The 17,899-nt window shown below is 69.3% G+C and carries 14 protein-coding genes; 8 read left to right on the forward strand and 6 right to left on the reverse strand.

Going from position 1 to position 17,899, the window contains the following annotated elements:
* Window positions 1-14 precede the first annotated feature (14 nt).
* Window positions 15-1,433 carry a chromosomal replication initiator protein DnaA gene (dnaA, locus tag IPK71_10420; GenBank protein MBK8214148.1) on the reverse strand — a complete coding sequence of 473 codons (1,419 nt, stop codon included), beginning with the start codon at window positions 1,431-1,433 and terminating at the stop codon, window positions 15-17.
* Between the two features lie 1,023 nt (window positions 1,434-2,456).
* On the opposite strand from dnaA, the gene IPK71_10425 reads away from it, so the two are divergent.
* Together IPK71_10425 and IPK71_10430 are read left to right on the forward strand one after the other, a co-directional pair.
* Window positions 2,457-3,371 (forward strand): hypothetical protein, encoded by a 915-nt coding sequence (locus IPK71_10425; GenBank protein ID MBK8214149.1) that lies wholly within the window; start codon window positions 2,457-2,459, stop codon window positions 3,369-3,371.
* Between the two features lie 44 nt (window positions 3,372-3,415).
* Window positions 3,416-3,877, forward strand: coding sequence for a transcriptional repressor (locus tag IPK71_10430; GenBank protein MBK8214150.1), 462 nt, complete (start codon window positions 3,416-3,418; stop codon window positions 3,875-3,877).
* Window positions 3,878-4,048: 171 nt separating this feature from the next.
* Here IPK71_10430 and IPK71_10435 read toward each other — a convergent pair whose 3' ends face one another.
* A complete protein-coding gene (locus IPK71_10435) occupies window positions 4,049-6,514 on the reverse strand; it encodes a DEAD/DEAH box helicase (protein ID MBK8214151.1) in 2,466 nt (821 codons plus the stop codon).
* Complete coding sequence (locus IPK71_10440; GenBank protein ID MBK8214152.1) at window positions 6,511-7,923, reverse strand: DUF4403 family protein; 1,413 nt, start codon at window positions 7,921-7,923, stop codon at window positions 6,511-6,513. Before IPK71_10440 ends, IPK71_10435 begins: the two co-directional genes overlap by 4 nt.
* Before the next feature lie 45 nt (window positions 7,924-7,968).
* Between IPK71_10440 and IPK71_10445 the strand changes: the two genes are divergently transcribed.
* The 4 genes from IPK71_10445 (at window position 7,969) to IPK71_10460 (ending at window position 11,293) form a co-directional block, all read left to right on the forward strand.
* Window positions 7,969-8,613, forward strand: coding sequence for a carbonic anhydrase (locus tag IPK71_10445; protein ID MBK8214153.1), 645 nt, complete (start codon window positions 7,969-7,971; stop codon window positions 8,611-8,613).
* Window positions 8,614-8,913: 300 nt separating this feature from the next.
* The gene (locus IPK71_10450) at window positions 8,914-10,131 is read left to right on the forward strand and encodes a hypothetical protein (protein ID MBK8214154.1); all 1,218 of its coding nucleotides are present in this window, start codon (window positions 8,914-8,916) and stop codon (window positions 10,129-10,131) included.
* Between the two features lie 75 nt (window positions 10,132-10,206).
* Window positions 10,207-10,641, forward strand: coding sequence for an SRPBCC domain-containing protein (locus tag IPK71_10455; protein ID MBK8214155.1), 435 nt, complete (start codon window positions 10,207-10,209; stop codon window positions 10,639-10,641).
* Window positions 10,642-10,756: 115 nt separating this feature from the next.
* A complete protein-coding gene (locus tag IPK71_10460; GenBank protein ID MBK8214156.1) occupies window positions 10,757-11,293 on the forward strand; it encodes a GNAT family N-acetyltransferase in 537 nt (178 codons plus the stop codon).
* A gap of 213 nt (window positions 11,294-11,506) precedes the next feature.
* Here IPK71_10460 and IPK71_10465 read toward each other — a convergent pair whose 3' ends face one another.
* Together IPK71_10465 and IPK71_10470 are read right to left on the reverse strand one after the other, a co-directional pair.
* Window positions 11,507-13,030, reverse strand: coding sequence for a hypothetical protein (locus IPK71_10465; GenBank protein ID MBK8214157.1), 1,524 nt, complete (start codon window positions 13,028-13,030; stop codon window positions 11,507-11,509).
* 182 nt (window positions 13,031-13,212) lie between these two features.
* Window positions 13,213-13,806, reverse strand: coding sequence for a hypothetical protein (locus IPK71_10470; GenBank protein MBK8214158.1), 594 nt, complete (start codon window positions 13,804-13,806; stop codon window positions 13,213-13,215).
* A 264-nt stretch (window positions 13,807-14,070) separates the two neighbouring features.
* Here IPK71_10470 and IPK71_10475 point away from each other — a divergent pair, with 264 nt between their 5' ends.
* Both IPK71_10475 and IPK71_10480 read left to right on the forward strand, forming a co-directional pair.
* Entirely contained in the window at window positions 14,071-16,215 is a 2,145-nt protein-coding gene (locus IPK71_10475; GenBank protein ID MBK8214159.1) for a hypothetical protein, read from the forward strand.
* Window positions 16,216-16,348: 133 nt separating this feature from the next.
* Window positions 16,349-17,158 (forward strand): HEAT repeat domain-containing protein, encoded by an 810-nt coding sequence (locus IPK71_10480; GenBank protein ID MBK8214160.1) that lies wholly within the window; start codon window positions 16,349-16,351, stop codon window positions 17,156-17,158.
* Window positions 17,159-17,188: 30 nt separating this feature from the next.
* On the opposite strand, the gene IPK71_10485 is transcribed toward IPK71_10480, so the two are convergent.
* Complete coding sequence (locus IPK71_10485; GenBank protein ID MBK8214161.1) at window positions 17,189-17,599, reverse strand: hypothetical protein; 411 nt, start codon at window positions 17,597-17,599, stop codon at window positions 17,189-17,191.
* Window positions 17,600-17,899: the final 300 nt, after the last annotated feature.

The raw sequence follows: 17,899 nt of genomic DNA on the forward strand, positions 1-17,899 counted from the left end.
GGCGTGCCGTGGGATCAGCCTCCGAGCTTGCGATCGAGCGCGTCGAGGTGGGCGCGTGTCTCCGGATCGGTGTCGCGGAGGCCGTCGACCTTGCGTACGGCGCTCATCACGGTCGTGTGATCCCGGTTGCCGAACGCGCGCCCGATCTCCGGGAAGCTCGCCTTGAGGCGCTGCTTGCAGAGGTACATGGCGATGTGCCGCGCGAAGGCGATGCTCTTGTGCCGGTCCTTCGAGCAGAGCTCGCGCTCGGTGAGCTTGAAGTGGTGGCATACGGCGCGCTGGATGTCGTCGATGCTCGTCTCGGTGATGCGAGGCACCGTGACCGAGAGCTCCTGCCGCACGAAGTCGAGGTCGATCGGGTGACCGACGAGGCTCGACTTGGCCGCGAGGCGGATGAGGGCCCCCTCGAGCTCACGCACGTTGCTGCGCACGGCTTGGGCGAGGAGCAGCACCACGTCGGGGGAGAGGTCGATGTTCTCGGCGAGCGCCTTTTTCCTGAGGATCGCGACCCGGGTCTCGAGCTCGGGCCCCTGGATGTCGGCGACGAGGCCCCACGTGAAGCGCGAGATGAGGCGCTCCTCCATGCGCTCGAGGTGCTGCGGGTACTTGTCGCTCGTGACGATGATCTGTTTGTCGGCCTGGTGGAGCGCGTTGAACGCGTGGAAAAACTCCTCCTGGGTCTGCGTCTTCGAGGCGAGGAACTGGATGTCGTCGACGAGGAGGAGATCGCACTTCTCGCGGTAACGCGCGCGAAACTCGGCCATTTTGCCCTCTTGGAGGGCCTGGACGAACTCGTTCACGAACTTCTCGGCCGAGATGTAGACGATCTTGGCCTGCGGCCTCTCCGAGCGCACGCGGTGGGCGACCGCGTGCACGAGGTGCGTCTTTCCGAGGCCCGTTCCACCGCACAAAAAGAGCGGGTTGTGACGAGGCCCTCCTCCTCCGGCCGCCGCGATCGCCGCCGCGTGCGCGAGCTGGTTCGACGGGCCCACGACGAAGTTCGCGAAGGTGTACTTCGGGTTCAGCGTGATGGGGGGCGGTGGGGCGAGGTTCGGGCGTCGCGCGGACGCGGGCGCAGGCTCCCACCCCTCGGGTAGCGCGGGGGGCGGGGCGGCCGACGGGCGGAGCACGCGCGGGCGCACGGCGGGCGCGATGGGGCCGTCGACGACGGGGCTCTCGAGGTCACCACCCACCGACCACGCGGTCTGGATGGAGAGCCCGGTCTGCGCGCGGAGGTAGTCGGCGAGCGTCGGCAGGAAGTGCTGCTCGACCCAGTCGCGGACGAACTCGTCCCGAGCGCGCAGCGACAGCACCCCGTCGATGAGCCCCTCGAACTGAACGCCCGAGAACCACTGCTCGAAGCTCCCGGGAGAACGCCCCCGGGTGTACGCGACGGCGTCGTGCCAGAGCTCGTCGTGCGCGCGATCGATCATCCCCATGCGAAACGAACCTCGAAAGAGTGAGCGGGAGAAGAGAGCCAGAAGGCCGAAGAAAGGACGAAGCGGCGAGGTACTGAAAAAAGGACTGGACGAAAGAACAGGTTCGAGTAGAAGAGACGACGAAGCCCCCCCGTGCCGCCGAGGCATGGGTGGGTGGGAAGATTCGGGTTATCCACAGGCTTCCCGCAGCGGCGGGCTAGCCGGTGCTACGGAGCGACGGGCAGGAAGGCGAACGACCTCGCACACTTCGGCGCGCGCGTTCGGCACACGAGGGGAGCCTCACCGAGAGACTGTCCACAAGTTCTCCACATGCCCATGTCGACTCCTCGAAGCGTCGGGTAGCGAGAGCGGCGAGGCGAGCGGCCTGCCAGAAGACCAGTCCCGTGAGACAATAGAAGCCCCTCGCACGCCAGGCTTCGGCGCGCGGGTCGAGAGTCGGTTTCAGCGTCACGGGGCCCGAAGGCCGAAGCCACCGGGAAAAAGCCTAGGCACGGAGGGAGCACTTCCCCTTCATGTTCGGCGAATCCAAGCACACGTCCGTGTCGGGCGAACGATCGAGGGGAAACCCACCCGCATGTGGGAGGGAGACCCACCCCACGGAGCCGATGCGCTCTCCGCCGATCGCTCGCGACGACGAAGATGGAGCTAGCACCCGTCCTTCCGGGCCGTCCACGACCATTCGAAAAAAACGTATAAACTCATGAAATGAGTGGGTTTTATTCCTTGTAGATGCCCCGCGAAACGCGGCCGAGGGGCCTGCGTTTCGACGCGCTGCAGGGAAGCCGATGGAACCCTTGTGGAATTCGCGCGTCACGTGAACGTTGCACGGAAAGTTCTGTCAAATTTCCGAGGGATTCGCTGTCAATACTGGCCAAGTGCCCGATATTACAGTGTTAAAAGGTTCCGCTAGAAATTGTCCCAGCCGAGGTGCCCTTGTTAGGTTCGGGCGCGGTGACCCCCATGCGTCTGGCTCTTCGCGCCTCGTTGGCCTCAGGTTTCGCGCTCGTTTCGATGCTCGTGTCGGCTGAGGCACACGCCGATCCTTCGACGACCTCTCCCGAGCAAGGGTACGATTTGGGCGAGGTCCAGCACCCCCGATCGGTGGCCATGGGCGGCGCTCGAACGGCCCTCGGCACCTCGACCAACGCGCTCTGGGGCAACCCCGCGAACCTGCCGATGTCGCGCGTCTACCACTTCGAGGCGCTGGCGAATTGGGGGCCCGAGGCCCGAAGGCAGAGCTACGGCGGCGCCATCGTCGACTCGAGCACGAACCGTCTCGCGGGGGGCTTCGGCGGCGTGTGGGGCTCGATGGACCCCGATGGCATTCGGAGGCAGTGGACCGATCTGCGCCTCGTGCTCGCCTATCCGCTGCTCGACAAGCTCTCGGTCGGCGTGACGGGGCGCTACCTCCGCGCGAACCAGTCGGTCTCGTCGGGCCCGCTCGGCGAGAGCTTCGTCTCCGGCGGAACGCGCGGCGAGGCCGTGTGGAACAACCTCACGCTCGACCTCGGCGTGACCCTCGCCCCGATCGATGGCCTCCGCATCGCCGCGGTCGGCAAGAACCTCTCGAACCCCGGGCACGGCATCGCGCCGACGCTCTTCTTGGGCGGTGTCGGCTACCAGACGGGCATCGTGTCGATCGAAGCCGAGGGGCTCGCCGATTTCACCACCCACGGTAGGGCCGCGGGCCGGTTCATGCTCGGCGCCGAGGTGTTTTTGGCCGACCACGTGCCGCTCCGCGCGGGCTACCGCTTCGACGAAGCCACCAAGGTGCACACCGTCTCGGGCGGCGCGGGCTACGTCGACAAGCGCTGGAGCATCGAGCTCGGTATTCGGCGTGACGTGTCGGCCACCTACCCGGCCACGCTCGCCACGCTCGCCCTCCGGTACTTCTACGACGCGGGCGGCGCTGACGCGGGCCCCGAAATGTAAGGTCGAGAGCGACGACCGCCCCGAGTCGCGGTAAGCTCACCCTCGTGGCCAGGCCGAAAAAAGACCCTCCTCCCGGCATCGACGAGCTCAAAGAGCTCCTTCGTGGCTCCGGGCTCCGCGCCACCCGTCCGCGGATCGCGGTGCTCCAATGCCTGCATGATGCGACCGTCCCGAAGAGCCACGGCGACCTCGTCGAAGAGCTCGCGCGCGAGGGCTACGACCGCGCGACCATCTACCGCAACCTGACCGACCTCGCCGAGTCCGGCATCGTCGCGCGCACCGACCTCGGCGACCACGTGTGGCGCTTCTCGCTCGAGAAGAGCGCCTCCGGGGCCCGCCACGAGGGGCACCACCCGCACTTCGTGTGCTCCGACTGCGGCACCATCGCGTGCCTCTCGGGGATCTCGCTCGCCGTGAAGGGAGACGTCGCGAGCGTGCCCAAGAGCGTGGGCAAGCTCGCCGTCGAGGTGCAGCTCCGCGGATTGTGCGACGCCTGCGCGAGCTGAGCCGCCCGAGGGAAGCGCCGAGAGAAAAGGCGAGAGAAGCGCCGAGAGAGAAGAGCCGAGAGAAGAGCGCGGAGAGGGGTGCCCCCACTCGCAGGTGCTCGGCCTTCGGCCTTGCGCGCCTGCGGTCTCCCCCAAACGTCGAGCTCCGCTCGCCGTGGGGGAGACACCTCGTCACCCGCGTCGCGCGGCGCGTTTCCCGCGGCCCTCGAGCTTCTCGAGGGCCGCGAGCAACGCGCGCGCGGCCCCCGGCGCGGCCTCGACACGCACCCCGCCGTCGGCGAGGTGCGTGACCGTGATGCCCGCGAGGCGCGGCTCCTCGGCCGCCGGCCGAGGCCCCGCACCCCGCGCCCCCACGTCCTCCACGTCCCCCGCGTCCCCCGCGTCGCTCGCGGCCGCGTCGTCGTTCGACTCCGCGGCCGCGATCGGCACGGGATCCACGAGGCGCCCGATCGCCGAAAAGAGCGACTCGGCCGAGCTGAGCTCGACCTCGTCCCTCGTGTCGTCGAGAACCGCGGAAAACAAGGCGGATTTTCGCTCGAGCAGGCCCGCGATGCGCCCCTCGAGGCCCTCCTCGGACACGAGATCGTACACGTCGATCGGCGCCTTCTGCCCGAGCCTATGGATGCGCCCGATGCGCTGCTCGCGCACCTGGGGGCTCCACGGGAGCTCGAGCTCGATGCACGCCGTGATCGTGTCTTGCAGGTTCAAGCCCACGCCGCCCGCGTCGCTCGCGAAGAGCACGGCGCACGTGTCGTCCTCGCGAATGGCCTCGAGGGCGCGCTCGCGCTCGGCCTTCCCCTCGGCGCCGGTGAAGAACACCGCGCGCTTTTTGGCGGCCGCGAGCACGTCCCGCACGGCCCACTCGGCGAGCTGGAGCATGCTGCGAAATTGGCTGAAAATAAGGGCTTTTCGGCCCTGATCGACGACCACACGCTCCACGAGCGCGCGCAGCACCGAGAGCTTCGGCGAGTGCAGGCTCGCGCGCACCTCGTCGGTCGGGGGGAGGTCGCGGATGCGCGGCCACACCGTGGCGAACGCGTGGTGGGCGATGCCGTTGCACAGCATGCGCTGCTCGGCGAGGAGCGCGAGCAGCCTTCGTGACGAGCCCGGCGCGAGCTTGCCGCTCCGAGAGAGGGCGAGGAGCTGCGAGATCGGCACGAGCAGCTCGTCGTGTTTTTCGCGCTGCTCCGCGGTGAGCTCCACGGGGACGCGAATGTCGGTGCGTGGAGGCAGATCGGCGAGCACGTCTTTTCGCGCTCGCCGCAGAAAAAACGGGCCGAGGCGCGCCCTTAGGCCCCCGAGACCCCGCGCCCCGGTGGCCGGGCCGTCCCCTTCGGGGCCCGAGGTCACGTGCTCGGCCGCGAGGCGCCACTTCGGCTCGAGCACGCCGTCGTCGACGAGGTCCATGAGGCTCGCGAGCTCGTCGAGGCGGTTCTCCATCGGCGTGCCCGTGAGCACGAGGGTGTACTTTGCATCGATCGCGCGCACGCACGCCGACGATTTGGTCGCCCAGTTCTTCACGCGCTGGGCCTCGTCGACCACCAGCACGTCGGGGCGGAGCTCGAGCACGTGCGCGAGGTCACGGAGGAGCTGCTCGTAGCCCACGACCACCGCGCCCCGCGTGACCGCGCGGAAGGCCCTCGCCCGCTCCTCGCGCGAGCCCTCGACGACCACGATCGGCGCCGCGCCCGTGGTCGCCTCCCACTCGCGTCGCCACTGCGAGCGCAGCGCGACCGGGCACACCACCACGACCTTGCGGGCTCGCTCGCTCGCGAGGAGCGCGTGGCACACCGCGATGGCTTGCGTGGTCTTTCCGAGGCCCATGTCGTCGGCCAAGAGCGTGCGGCCCGAGGTCAAGACGTGCTCCACGCCCGCGCGCTGGTACGGGTAGAGCGGCCGCGCCAAAGACGTGAGCGTGGCGAGGGAGCGCGGCAAGGCTCGGGCGGCCTCGGCGCGGAGGTGAGCCGTGCGCCCCTCGTCGGCGAGGAGCGTCCCCACGGACGGATCCGCGGTGAGCTCCGCGCGCTCCAGGGCTTGCGTGAGCGCGTCGACGAACGCCGCGCGCGACTCGGGAGATGCGAGGGTCTCCGCCGACGGACGCGGGCCGTCGAGGTACGGCGCGAGCGCCTCTCCCGCGCGCCGGATGCCGAGCCTCGCCAGACGATCCCGCGACCCCGCGAGGGGCACGAACGGGTCCCACGCGACGTCGACCTCGGGTCCCGCGCACTCCGAAAAAACAAGGGCTCCGAGCGACTCGAGCACCACGAGCCCGTGTTTACAGATGCCGAGCCCGCTCCGCACGAAGTCGGGGCACGAGCAGCGCGTGACGACGGGCCCGAGCGACACGATCCGGGTCACGTAGGGCCGCTCTCCGGCGCGTTTCCCTTTGGCGCCCGCGGTCGTGTAGTCGCCGAGCGGTGGGGATCCGAAGGTCGTGGCGTGGGTCGGGGAGAGCTCGTCCCTCCGCGCGAACGCGTACCTCCGCGCGAGCGCGTCGAAGGCGGCCTTGGCGACCGCGAAGTCTCCACCGCTCGCCGCCCCGAGCGCGAGGCTCGCCACGAGCTCCGGCGCCAAGCGCCCGAAGCGCCCGCGCGATTGCCCCTCGAGCAGCGCCCGTGTCTCGGCGAGCGACGTCATGGGGCGCTGCGTTTGCCCTTCGGTGCCTCGTCGGCCACGGTCACGGTGATCTGCGCACGCACACGTGAGCCTACACGTACGTCCGTGTCGAGCACATGCACCTCGCCGGGAGCGACGCTGGTCGTCTGCGCGTCGACGGTGACGTCCTGGGTCGCCGTGGCGGCCGCGCGCGCCAACGCAGGGAGCCCCGTCTCGAGGCCTCGCGGGGTGAGCTTCGGCGTGACGGCGACGTGGGCTCCGACGAAGGTCGCGAGCGCGTCTCCGGGGAGGCGCGCGTGGGCGAGGGCGTCGCGGTCGGATGAGCCGGGGCGCGCGTCGACGAGCCGGATCGCGAGCGCGTCGCTCGACCACGCCGGCCGTGCGTGTGCGCGCGAAGGGCCGCACACCTCGCCCTCGAGGGTGGCGTCGAGCCAGAGGCCGTCCGCGTCGGCGCGCGCCTCGGCTCTCGCCACGCGGGTGACCTTCGCTCCGAGGTCGACGGGCGTCGTCGATTCGGCGGCGCGCGCGAACGCCGCGAGGGGGACGAGCTCGGAGATCTCGGTCTCGTCGGAGGCGGGCATGGCGGCGTCGTGCCCGAGCTTCGGGACGAGCGGCGCGAAGAGGGGCGCGGGCGCGTCGCAGCGAGGCCGCACCTCGGGGCTCACCTCGAGGCGGAAGCGGAGCGAGACGGCCTTGTCGGTGGCCGAGGCGGGGCCTTGCGTGATGCCTTGCGGGTGCACGTACGCGCACCCGAGGCCGAGGGGCAGCTCGCGCGGGTGCCCGAGCTCGGCATACGCCCGGACGACCTGGGGTTTGAGGCTCGGGAGCTCGGATGCGAGCCGCTGCTCGACCTTGCGCAGCTCGGGCTCGATGCGCGCTTCGATCGTCGGGGTGATGTCGATCTGGACGAGCCCTCCGAGCGCGGCGATCCGGCACCCGCGTGTGATCTTCACCATGACCCTCGGCTGGGCGAAGCCATAGCTCTCCGTGAGCGCGAGCGGCACGTGCACTTCGGCTGCGGCCTCGGGCGCGCACGTCGCGTAACACCCGCGGGCCTGGGTGCAGGCGCGCGCTTGCCCTCGGAGGTTCGTGCGGACGACGAGGTCGCGGTCGGTGGCCGACACGAGGAGAGGACCGCGGTCGACCGTGAGGTCGAGAGAGCCGGCAACGCCGATGTCGTGCCCGCGCTCGTCGGCGAGGCGGGTCGGCACCCGGGGCTCGAGCTCGCGGGCGATGCGCGAGTACGGGACGACGACGTGGGCGACGAGGCCCGTCGTGCGCGCGGGGGTGGTCTGGGCGGGCAGAGAGACCTCCGACGGGCTCGGAACGAGCGTGATTTCGCACGTCTTGGGCACGCTCCTCGGCCCCTCGGTGGCAGCAGGCCCGCATCCGGCGACGAGGGTAAGCGCGACCATAAAAAAGCGAAGCATGGCCCTTGGCGCCGGCCCGAAGGTCGGTAACCTAACGAAACCGTCATGAAAGCCCATACCAAAGAGACCCAAGCCTCGATGACCCCGGCCAAGGCGCTTCAGTTCCTCCGCGAGGGGAACAAGCGCTTCCAGGAAAACCTTCGCGCTCATCGCAACCTGCTCGAGCAGGTGAACGACACGCGCGACGGGCAGTTCCCCTTCGCGACCATCCTGAGCTGCATCGACAGCCGCACCTCGGCGGAGCTCATCTTCGACCAAGGTCTCGGCGACATCTTCAGCGTTCGTATCGCGGGCACCATCGTCAACGAGGACATCCTCGGCTCGATGGAGTTCACCTGCAAGATCGCTGGAGCGAAGATCATCGTGGTCCTTGGACACTCCAAGTGCGGCGCGGTCAAGGGCGCGTGCGACGGCGCCCAACTCGGAAACCTGTCGACGCTGCTCAACAAAATCCAGCCCTCGGTGTACCGCGAGAAGTCGGTCACCGAGAACCGCAACTCGAAGAACGATGCCTTCGTCGAGAAGGTTACCGAGATCCAGGTGCGCCGCTCGGTCGAGCAGATCCTCGAGGCGAGCGTCGTGCTTCGTGAGATGGTCGAGAAGGGGGAGATCTACCTTATCGGTGGCACCTACTCCGTCGAGACCGGGGAGGTCACGTTCTTCGATGACACCCTCCACGGCGCGAGCTGAGCGCCGCGCGGGCGGGCCTCTCTTTCAGGAAGAGCGTCGGGTCCTTCGGGCTCGGCGCTCTTGCGTTCGGGGGCCGGGGCCTGACCACGAGGGGGCGGGGAGGGGCGCGTGGGCGTCACTCTGACCTGCGTTGGGAAATGGGCCTCTTCTGAATCCTTTCGATGGGTTGGCGCCAACGTCGGTCGCCCATTTTCGACTTCGACCGGGTCGGGCGGCGGGGGCGACCGTTCGGCGTTCCCGGTCGACCGCTCGGCGGGTCACCGTTTGGGACCACCCGCGGGCAGGCGCTAGCCTCGAAGGATGAGCGAAGACTACCGCGACGCCCTCGACGCCGCCCATCGTCGCATCGAGCGCCTCGAGCGTGAGCTCTCGATGGCCCGCGCGGGGATCTCGCATCCGGCGAAGTCGTTCGCCTGGGTCTTCGCGGTCGTCCCTCTCGTGCTCGTCGGGAGCGTGGCGCTCCTCGCCTACGCGCTCCACTCTCCGCCACCGCCCCCTCCACCTATGCCGACGCCGCCGCTCGGAACCGCGGCCCCGCAGCCCGCGTCTCGCTACTACTCGGCGACGTTCTACACGGCCGGCGACACGAAGCCCCACCTCGAGGACGTCGACGGCGACGGCAAGCCCGAGATCGTGGGGCTCTTCTGGAGCGCGAACGATCCGCGGCCGCTGCGCGTCGGCGCCCTCGATGCGGAGACGCACACCGTACGGTGGATGAGCGAGGGCATGACGAGCCAGTGGGGAGGGGTGCACACCCACGTGACGCGGATCGGGGGGCACGTCGTCGTGCACGACTCGAACGCGAAGGCTCACGTGTTCGAGCTCGCCTACGGCGCCGAGGAGCGCGTCGTCTCGTTGCCCTCCGGGGTCATCCGAGCGTGCCCTGCCCGCGGGTCTACGACCACGCTCTTGCAGCAGACCCAGGACGGCGCGACGTTCTCGCTCGACGTCCTGTCCGGCGCCCTCACGCCGAGCGCCGAGCGCATGCCCGAGTGCAACTCGCCGCCCCCGTGCACGCCCACGACCCCGCGCGAGACGGCCTGCCTGACGTACGACGAGGCGGCCGCGCGCAAGGCGAAGACCCCGGGCCTCGTCGTCTGGGGGACGGCGCGTGTGCAAGGCGACATGCGGCTCTATCCTGGGAGCATCACCCTCAAGAAAGGGGAGCCCGACCGCGACGGCCTGCTCTTGCTCGACCGCGCCGGAAAGGTGCGCACGTGGGACGGGCCCGCGGTCGCAGAAGGCGACACGATCCACCCCGGGGGCTCCGCGCGCAGCCTCGTGACGTCCCGTGGCGCCGTGTCCGTGTATCCTGCACGAAATGGAGAGCTCTACGTGGTCGTGCGGAACGCGGAGGGCAAGGTGCTCGTGCACCACGCGGTGCAAGGGGCGAAGGAAGGCTCGTACGTGGGAGAGGTCTACGCCGAGGGCGACGAGCTCTTCGTCTTCGTCGACCACGCGCTCCACCGGGTGAGCTTGGAGACCGGGGCCGAGCGCCCGCCCATCATGTGGCTTTGAGGTGGGGGACTTTTCCCCATCGGTCGCGCCTCCGTCGGCTAGCCTGCGCCCTGCACCGATGCCTAGGAGGCTCCCATGACCGCCGAATCCAGGACCATGCGCACCGCCCGCGATCTCCCGTTTACGCCCGACCAGGTCTACGCGGCGTTCGCGTCGCCGGACGTGCTCGCTTCGTGGTGGGGCCCGGACGGGTTCACCAACACGTTCGAGTCGTTCGCCTTCGAGGTCGACGGGCGGTGGACCTTCGTCATGCACGGGCCAGACGGCGCGAGCTACCCGAACGAGAACGTGTTCAAGGTCCTGGAGCCGGGCAGGACCGTCGTCATTCGGCACGACTGCGCTCCGTACTTCACGCTCACCGTGCGTCTCGCTCCGGCCGAAGGGGGGACGCGTCTCACGTGGGAGCAGGTCTTCGACGACGCGACCTTCGCCGCGAACGTCCGGCACATCGTGGTGCCCGCGAACGAACAGAACATCGACCGGATGACGCGCGCGCTCGCGAAGGCGTAAGGCGGTCGAGGTCGTCGTCGGGTGAAGTCAGCGGTTATGACCTTCGATCAAGACTGCTGATTTGGCCTGCCACTTGAACCCATCTTGACGGTGGCAAGGGCACCAGACCTGACGGATGGTACCTTCACTGCCGAGGAGGGCCGGAGCCCCGAACACGTGGTACCTTTGGTCGGTGAAGGCCGTGGAGTCACTCGCCCTGAGAATTCGCCCCGACGACCTGACGGGAGAGGCCATTCGAGCGGTTATCGCCGAACACCTCCGGGGGATGCGCGAGGCCTCTCCGCCGGAGAGCGTCCACGCGCTGGATATCGACGCTCTCCGCGCGCCCGGGCTGACGTTCTGGTCGGCGTGGGTCGGGGAGGAGCTCGCGGGGATGGGGGCGCTCAAGCGCCTCGATGGCCGCCGCGGAGAGATCAAGTCGATGCGTGTCGCCGCCTCGTTCCTGGGGCGCGGGGTAGGGCGCGCGATGCTTCGTCACATCATGGCGGAGGCGAAGGTCTCGGGCCTTGCCAGCCTCTGGCTCGAGACCGGAAGCACCCCGGCCTTCGCGGCCGCCCTCGGGCTCTACGAACGCGAGGGGTTCACGCGCTGTGGCCCCTTCGGCGACTACGAGCTCGACCCGTTCAGCGTCTTCATGACACGGACCCTTTGACGGAGGCTTGGCTCGTCCGTCGAGCGCCACGCTTCTCGGTATCGTACCCCTGTCTGCGTTGCGGCGATGGGCGGTTCAAAGCGACATCGTGACGTTGGCGTCAACGCGGTCGGAATTCGGCAGTCGGAGCTCGGTACCCCAAGCAAGTACGGCTCCCTTACTGCGGTCGTTGACGAACGTGCCGGAGGCCGCGGGCCCTCTCGACCCCCACTGTCAGAACGACACGGTCGGTAAGGCGTCGCCCATTTGGTTCGCGCTCGCGCCGCGACCGGCCTTGTCGCCGAGGCCGAGCTGTCCGCTGTTGTTGCTGCCCCAGCACTTGAGCGTGCCGTCGTCGAGCAGCGCGCACGTGTGGTCGATGCCACACGCGAAACCCGTGGCCTTTCGGCCCGTGCCGAGCGCCACGGCGGGCAGGGCGTCTCCCATGTGGGCTGTCAGGGTGCCGCGATCGCTCGTGTCGCCGAGGCCGAGCGGGCCCCCGAAGTTGTATCCCCAGCACTTGAGGGCGCCATCGTCGAGCCGCGCGCACGTGTGCGAAAAGCCGGCCCGCACGTCCACCACCGTGCGCCCCGCGCCGAGCCGTACGGTGGGGAGCGCGTCGCCCATTTCTCCCGGGCCGTCGCCGCGTTTTTGGGTATCTCCCAGGCCGAGCTCGCCATTTTGGTTGTTGCCCCAGCACTTGAGGGTGCCGTCGTCGAGGCGGGCGCAAACGTGGTGTGCGCCGCTCGTGAGCTGCTTCACCGTGCGGCCGGCGCCGACGTTCGCGCGCTGGAGGCTATCTCCCATCTGATTGGGCGAAGTTCCACGATTTTGGGTGTCGCCGATACCGAGCTTTCCGTGGTTGTTGTTGCCCCAGCACTTCACGGTCTCGTCGTCGAGCAAGGCACACGAGAACTGAGCGCCCGCTGTGACTTGTTTGGCCGTGCGCCCCGTGCCGAGGCTCACGGATGGGAGGGCGTCGCCCATTTCGCCCGGGCCGTCGCCACGGGCGGAGGTGTCGCCGAGCCCGAGCTGGCCGAAGTCGTTCTCTCCCCAACACTTGACCGTGCCATTGTCCAGGAGCGCGCAGGTATGCATGTATCCTGCAGCGAGCTGGACGGCGGTGCGGCCGATGCCGACATTGACGACGGGTAGGGCGTCGCCCATCTCGCCGGCCTGGTCGCCGAGGATGTCCGCCCGCCCGAGGCCGAGCTGACCGGCGTTCACGTCGTTGTATCCCCAACACTTGACGGACCCGTCGTCGAGGAGCGCACACGCGTGGGCTTTGCCGAGCACGACTTGGCTCGCGGTGCGGCCGGTCCCGAGGGCGACGGTCGGGAGCCTCGTGCCCATTTCGTTCGGGTCGTCGCCTCGGTTCGTGGTGTCTCCGAGGCCGAGCACGGCCTGGCCGTTGAATCCCCAGCACTTCGCGGCGCCGGTGCTCGAGAGCGCACACGTCGCTTGGTACCCGGCGACCAGGCGGTTCGAGAGCTGCAGCGCGCCGGCATCGTTCGTGGTGCCGCCGTCGTGTCGTGCGTCCGCGGTCGCGTCGTTCGGCATGCCTCCGTCGCTCGTGTCCGTGGCGCTGCCGTCGTCACCCGGTGCGAGCCCAGACTCCGTGGCCCCGTCGCCCGAGGAGGTGGTCGCGTCGGGACCACCCGGGCCGTCGAAGGTCTCCGAGCCGCACGCCACGAGGAGGTGCACCAAGAAGAACGCGGTCGCCGCTGGCCAAACGAGCAGGGGAAGGGACGGTCTCATCGGAGGGAGGAGGCGGCTCGGGCGGAATGTCGCGCGGGTGGGGAGCGAATTTTTGGTCCCGGCGGAGCGCCCGCGGACGTGCCTAAGGCCTGCGTTGCGATGAGGGGTGGAGTTGAATGGTTCCGTGGGGTTGGCATCAACGTCGGTCGGATCTCCCCCGGGATCCCCCGCTCGACGCGCCGTCACTCGTGTTTCGCGCCGGCCGACTCCGAGACGTGCTTGGTGCGCGGCTCGTCCGATCCCGGGGCCGTCGGGACGCTGTCTCGCATGAAGAGGAGCGCGACCGCGAACACCCCGACCACGAGCACCCCGACCGCGACGAAGATCGCGGCGAGAGGCACGAGCCCCCGCGCCTTGGCCTGGTCCACCGCGCGCGCCGTGCCCTGCGCGGTCTTCACGCGTGCGTCCTCGAGCATCGGGGAGAGGTGCGCCGCAGCGCGCGCGCCGCCCTCGGCGACCCTCTGGGCGATTTCGCGCACCGACGGCTTGGGGGCGGGAACGGCCTGGGGCTGAGGGGGCGCGTACGGCTCCGGGCTCTGCGCAAAGGGGTCAGCCCCGGGGGTAGGTGCGGGCGCGGGCGCGCCAAGGTCGGGCGTCGCGAGCCCGGGCCCCGCAGACAAATCAGCGCCTCCCGCGGGCTCGAACATCGACTGGGCTTCCGGCGCGGCGTGAGGTGCGGCAGGACCCGGCCCGAGGTCGAGCTCGATCGATTGCAGGTTCGCGAGCTCCTGCTCCGAGAGGTTGGCGGACTTCGCGGCGTCGTCGTTCCCGTTCATGGGCGGTGCTCGAGCAAGGGCACCCGAGGGACAGAGCGACGACGCGAGGGCCGCGAGGCAGGGCGAACCGGCATGTCTTCATCATGCCGCGAATCGCCGCCTCCTGCCAAACCCCTCGGAAGGAAACCGGAAACAGCCGAGCCACGTGGGCGGTCGTCGTGCCGAGCAGGTTCCGCGTATCGTTGTCGCGCGCGTCGGTCCGTACGTCCCTCGAGGTCGCAGCTCGCGCTCGACACCTGCGATTCACCGGCCTATTCGTCGATCATGGCCATCTCCCTTCGCCGCGCGACGCGCGTCATGGGCGCCCTCGTGCTCGTGCTGGGCTGCTCGTGGGCGTGCTCCAGCCCCTCGGAACGAGAGCTCCCGGCCTACGCGCCGCGCCCGCCTCAGGCCCATGACCCGGGGCCATCTCTCGGCGCGACGTTCGACGATCCCATCCTCCTCACGTTCGCGGCCGCGCGACCGCGCACGCGCTACCTCGGAGATCAAGGGTTCACGCTGACCCGCACGAGCGAAGGGTTCGTCTCCGCGAGCTCGCAGCACGCGGGAGACTTCGGCATCGCGTTCGAGGTCGACGGCGAGTGGCGAGCGGTCGACGCGCGCATGGCGAAGCCCATCGAGATCGTGTCGACGGCGAGTGACTCGGTGGTCTACCGGTACTCCCTCCTCGAGGACCTGACGGTGGAGGCGCGCTTCGTCGTCGTCACCTCCGGTGCGGCGGCGCTCGATGTCCAGGTACGCGGCGTCGGGAACCAGGCCCACACGGTCACGGCGCTCCCGTTTCTCCGCCGGTGCGACGCGCCGTTCACCGAGCTTGGCGACCTCGAGGGAGGCCTCAGGGCGACACGAGAGGTGCTGCCACCGCCCGTCCTGCCCGTGATCGGGCCCGGTACCTACCTGACCTCGATGGTCGATGGATTCGTCTCCGAGTCTCCGACCTGGAGCTGGGCAGGCATCGAGACGTGCAGCGCCGGCGACACCCCGTCTGCCCAAGACATGATCGCGCTACGCCAAGCGTGGAGCGAAGACAAGAAGCCAAGCACGGCCGCGGCCGTCGCGCTCGCGCCCATGCGAGCCGTGGTCCATCCCGGCGAGACCGTGCCGTTTCGTGTGTTTCGCGGCGCGGTCGACGCGGCGAGCCCCGAGCGGCTCGGCGCCGAGCTCGGTGCCGCCCGGGACGCGTCGTTGCCTGCGCTGCTCGACGAGGGAAAGAAGAGAAACGCCAAGATCCCGAGCCCCAAGCCAGGGCTCACGCGCGAAGAGTCGTTCCTGTGGACCTCGTCGTTCGTGTTGCTCGACCAGCTCCTCATGCCGGCCGAAGGCAAGCTCCGGCACGAGTACTTTCTCTTCTCTCGCGAGCCGACGTGGTGGTTCGCGCGCCTCGGGCTTCACATTCACGAGGCCCTCGCGATGATCTTGCTCGCTCACGCCGACCCGCGCGCGGCCACGGAGGTGCTCAGGAACTTCGTCGATCGCACCGAGGCCGACGGATACTTGCCCTACAACTTCGGGCCAGTCGTGGAACAGACGACCGGTCGAACGGCCAGCTCCCCGCTCTTCTCCTACATCTCGTGGGAGGTCTACGCGGTCGCCAAAGACGAAGCCTTCTTGCGCGACGCGTACGCCGCCGGAAAGCGCATCCATGGCTTCTGGACGCGCGAGCGAGACACCAACAAAAACGGCCTCTTCGAGTGGGGTGGGCTCGCCATCAGCGAGTCGCTCCGCGACCTCGAGAATGTCATTTGGACGAACGTCGCGGCGCCGAACCTCGTGGAGGCCATCGATCTCCAAGTCGAGATGATCGTCGAGGAGCAGAGCCTGGCGAAGATGGCGGATGCCCTGGGCCTTGCGGGCGAAGGCGCCGAGTGGCGGGCCAAGGCCGACGCGCTCGCGAGCGCCGTGAATGCTAAGATGTGGGACGAGGCCACCGGCTTCTACTACCACGTAGGGCGAGACAGTCAGTCGTTCACGTTCAAGACGGAAGGGGATCTCAAGCGCAAGGAGATCGCGGGGTTCTTGCCTCTTTGGGCGAACATCGTCCCGACCGACCGAAGAGCGCGGCTCCTCGGGCACCTCACCAACCCCGATACCTTCTATCGGCCCTTCGGCATCCCGGGCCTCGACCGCACCGACCCGTACTTCTCGGCGGGGGCCACGCGGTGCTGCCGCTGGAACGGCCCCGTGTGGGTCCCCTGGATGATGCTCCTCCACCGCGGGCTCCGCGCGGCAGGACGCCCCGAGCTCGCGGTCGAGCTCTCGCGCCGCACACGGGCCGGCGTGATGGCGCAGCTCGCGCGGTACCACCAGTTTCGGGAGCTCTATGACCCGGACGACCAGAAGGCGCCGAACGACTCCATGCCCAACTACGTGTGGAGCAGCCTCGCGACGCTGATGATGATGGAGGACTAGTACCTCCGCGACGCCGCCGAACGGAGGTGCCTTGATCCACCCTGGAGAGGCGCCGTGTGGGGGACGTCGATTCCGAGGCGGAGCACGCCCACGAGCTCTTCCACGGAAAATTTCCCAGGCCGAGGAGCCGCCGATGTCCACGTTGTCCGAAGCCATCGACGAAGCGACGCGCCCCGAGGAGGACGATGACGCCTATTGGGCCGCTGTCGAAGGGCTCCGAAAGGAGGGCCCCTCGGAGGCGTGGCGCCTCGTAACCCCGCTGGCGCTCGACCCTCGGCCCGAGGTGCGTGCGCTCGTCCCGGACGTCATGCGGTACTTCTCTCCTCACCCGTTGCGCGACGAGGTCGTCGGGCGGCTGGCGACGATGCTCGAGATCGAGAGGGCGCCGATCGTGCTCCGCTCGATCGCGATGGCGTTCGTCGACCTTCATCACCCGCGCGCCGCCGAGCTCCTCCCTCCGTTACTCGAGAGCGCAGACCCGCGTGTCCGGGGGGCCGCCGTGCACGGGCTTTTGTCCGTCCCGAACGCTACCCCCACGGACTGCTTCGTTCGCTCTTCGTCCGATGAAGACGATGACGTGCGGAATTGGGCGACGTTCGGGCTTCGGGTGCTCATGGGAGCCGTCGATGACCCCGACGCGCGCGACACCCCCGAGATCCGGGCCGCTCTCGTGGCCCGCCTGGACGACGAGGTCGCCGAGGTTCGTGCCGAGGCCATCCTCGCGCTGGCGACGCGGCGAGATGCGAGGGCGCTGCCTCGCCTGATGCACGAGCTTCGTGAGTGGCCGGAGTGGAATCATTGCATCGAGGCCGCAGAGCACTTCGCGAACCCAGCGCTGCATCCCTTGCTCCTTTCTCTGGCGCGCGAGTGGCCGGAGGAGGCTGCGGCGCTCGCACCTGCGATTCGGGCGTGCGCCCCGCCGGCCGGAAACGGTGAAGCGTAGGGGCCTTCCGCGTCGCCGAATCCTCCGCGCTCACTCGCCGGCGCCACCCCACATCCACAGCGCGGCGAGGGCGAACCCCGTGATCGCCGACGCCCCGAGGCCGACGCGCTTCCACGTGGGCGCGGCGCCCGGTGTGCGGTAGTCGCCACCGACGAGCGCCTGCCACCCGCCCGCGCCCACGCAGGCGCCTCCGAGCACGGCGATGGCGGGATAGTACCTATTTGCGAAGTGCGCGGCCGCGACGTTGGCCGCGAACATGCCGGCGCCTACGAGGCCGATGACCACCCCACCCCCGCGCTCTCCGAACGGCGATACCTGCGCTGCGGGGCGTGCGTCGATCGTCGCCTCGAGCGGTGACGGCAGGGTGCCGCAGCGCGGGCACGGGCGCGAGCCGTCGAAGAGGTACTTGAGGTTGCATCCGTCGCAGGTGACGCCGCGCATCGCGCAGCATCCTTCGTGCCCCCCGGCGCCGGGTCAAGGTTCAACGCGGATACGGCGTCGAGCATGTCGTCGTGGCACGTTCATGCGCCCCTCAGAGGCCGACGTCGGGTGGAGTCGTCCTCGGGCTCGGGCGATTCGCTCCACATCGACCCGAGGGGGAGAGCCTCGCCGCCCCGCCGGGGTGCGGCTACGAACAGCGCTGTCGCGAGGAGGAAGGGGAGGGGCGAGAGTCTGCGGAGGGGCATGGCCGGTCTGGTGCTGGCGCCTGGGCTGGGGTCGATGTTCCCGGCGGGACGGCGG

It is taken from the genome of Myxococcales bacterium, from assembly GCA_016712525.1.
GTDB lineage: Bacteria > Myxococcota_A > Polyangia > Polyangiales > Polyangiaceae > JAAFHV01.

Bases quoted from the DNA above. Each gene is read 5' to 3' on its own strand.
- dnaA (MBK8214148.1), bottom strand. From the start codon at position 1,433: ATGATCGATCGCGCGCACGACGAGCTCTGGCACGACGCCGTCGCGTAC.
- IPK71_10435 (MBK8214151.1), bottom strand. From the start codon at position 6,514: ATGACGTCGCTCGCCGAGACACGGGCGCTGCTCGAGGGGCAATCGCGC.
- IPK71_10440 (MBK8214152.1), bottom strand. From the start codon at position 7,923: ATGCTTCGCTTTTTTATGGTCGCGCTTACCCTCGTCGCCGGATGCGGG.
- IPK71_10445 (MBK8214153.1), top strand. From the start codon at position 7,969: ATGAAAGCCCATACCAAAGAGACCCAAGCCTCGATGACCCCGGCCAAG.
- IPK71_10450 (MBK8214154.1), top strand. From the start codon at position 8,914: ATGAGCGAAGACTACCGCGACGCCCTCGACGCCGCCCATCGTCGCATC.
- IPK71_10455 (MBK8214155.1), top strand. From the start codon at position 10,207: ATGACCGCCGAATCCAGGACCATGCGCACCGCCCGCGATCTCCCGTTT.
- IPK71_10460 (MBK8214156.1), top strand. From the start codon at position 10,757: ATGGTACCTTCACTGCCGAGGAGGGCCGGAGCCCCGAACACGTGGTAC.
- IPK71_10465 (MBK8214157.1), bottom strand. From the start codon at position 13,030: ATGAGACCGTCCCTTCCCCTGCTCGTTTGGCCAGCGGCGACCGCGTTC.
- IPK71_10470 (MBK8214158.1), bottom strand. From the start codon at position 13,806: ATGAACGGGAACGACGACGCCGCGAAGTCCGCCAACCTCTCGGAGCAG.
- IPK71_10475 (MBK8214159.1), top strand. From the start codon at position 14,071: ATGGCCATCTCCCTTCGCCGCGCGACGCGCGTCATGGGCGCCCTCGTG.
- IPK71_10480 (MBK8214160.1), top strand. From the start codon at position 16,349: ATGTCCACGTTGTCCGAAGCCATCGACGAAGCGACGCGCCCCGAGGAG.
- IPK71_10485 (MBK8214161.1), bottom strand. From the start codon at position 17,599: ATGCGCGGCGTCACCTGCGACGGATGCAACCTCAAGTACCTCTTCGAC.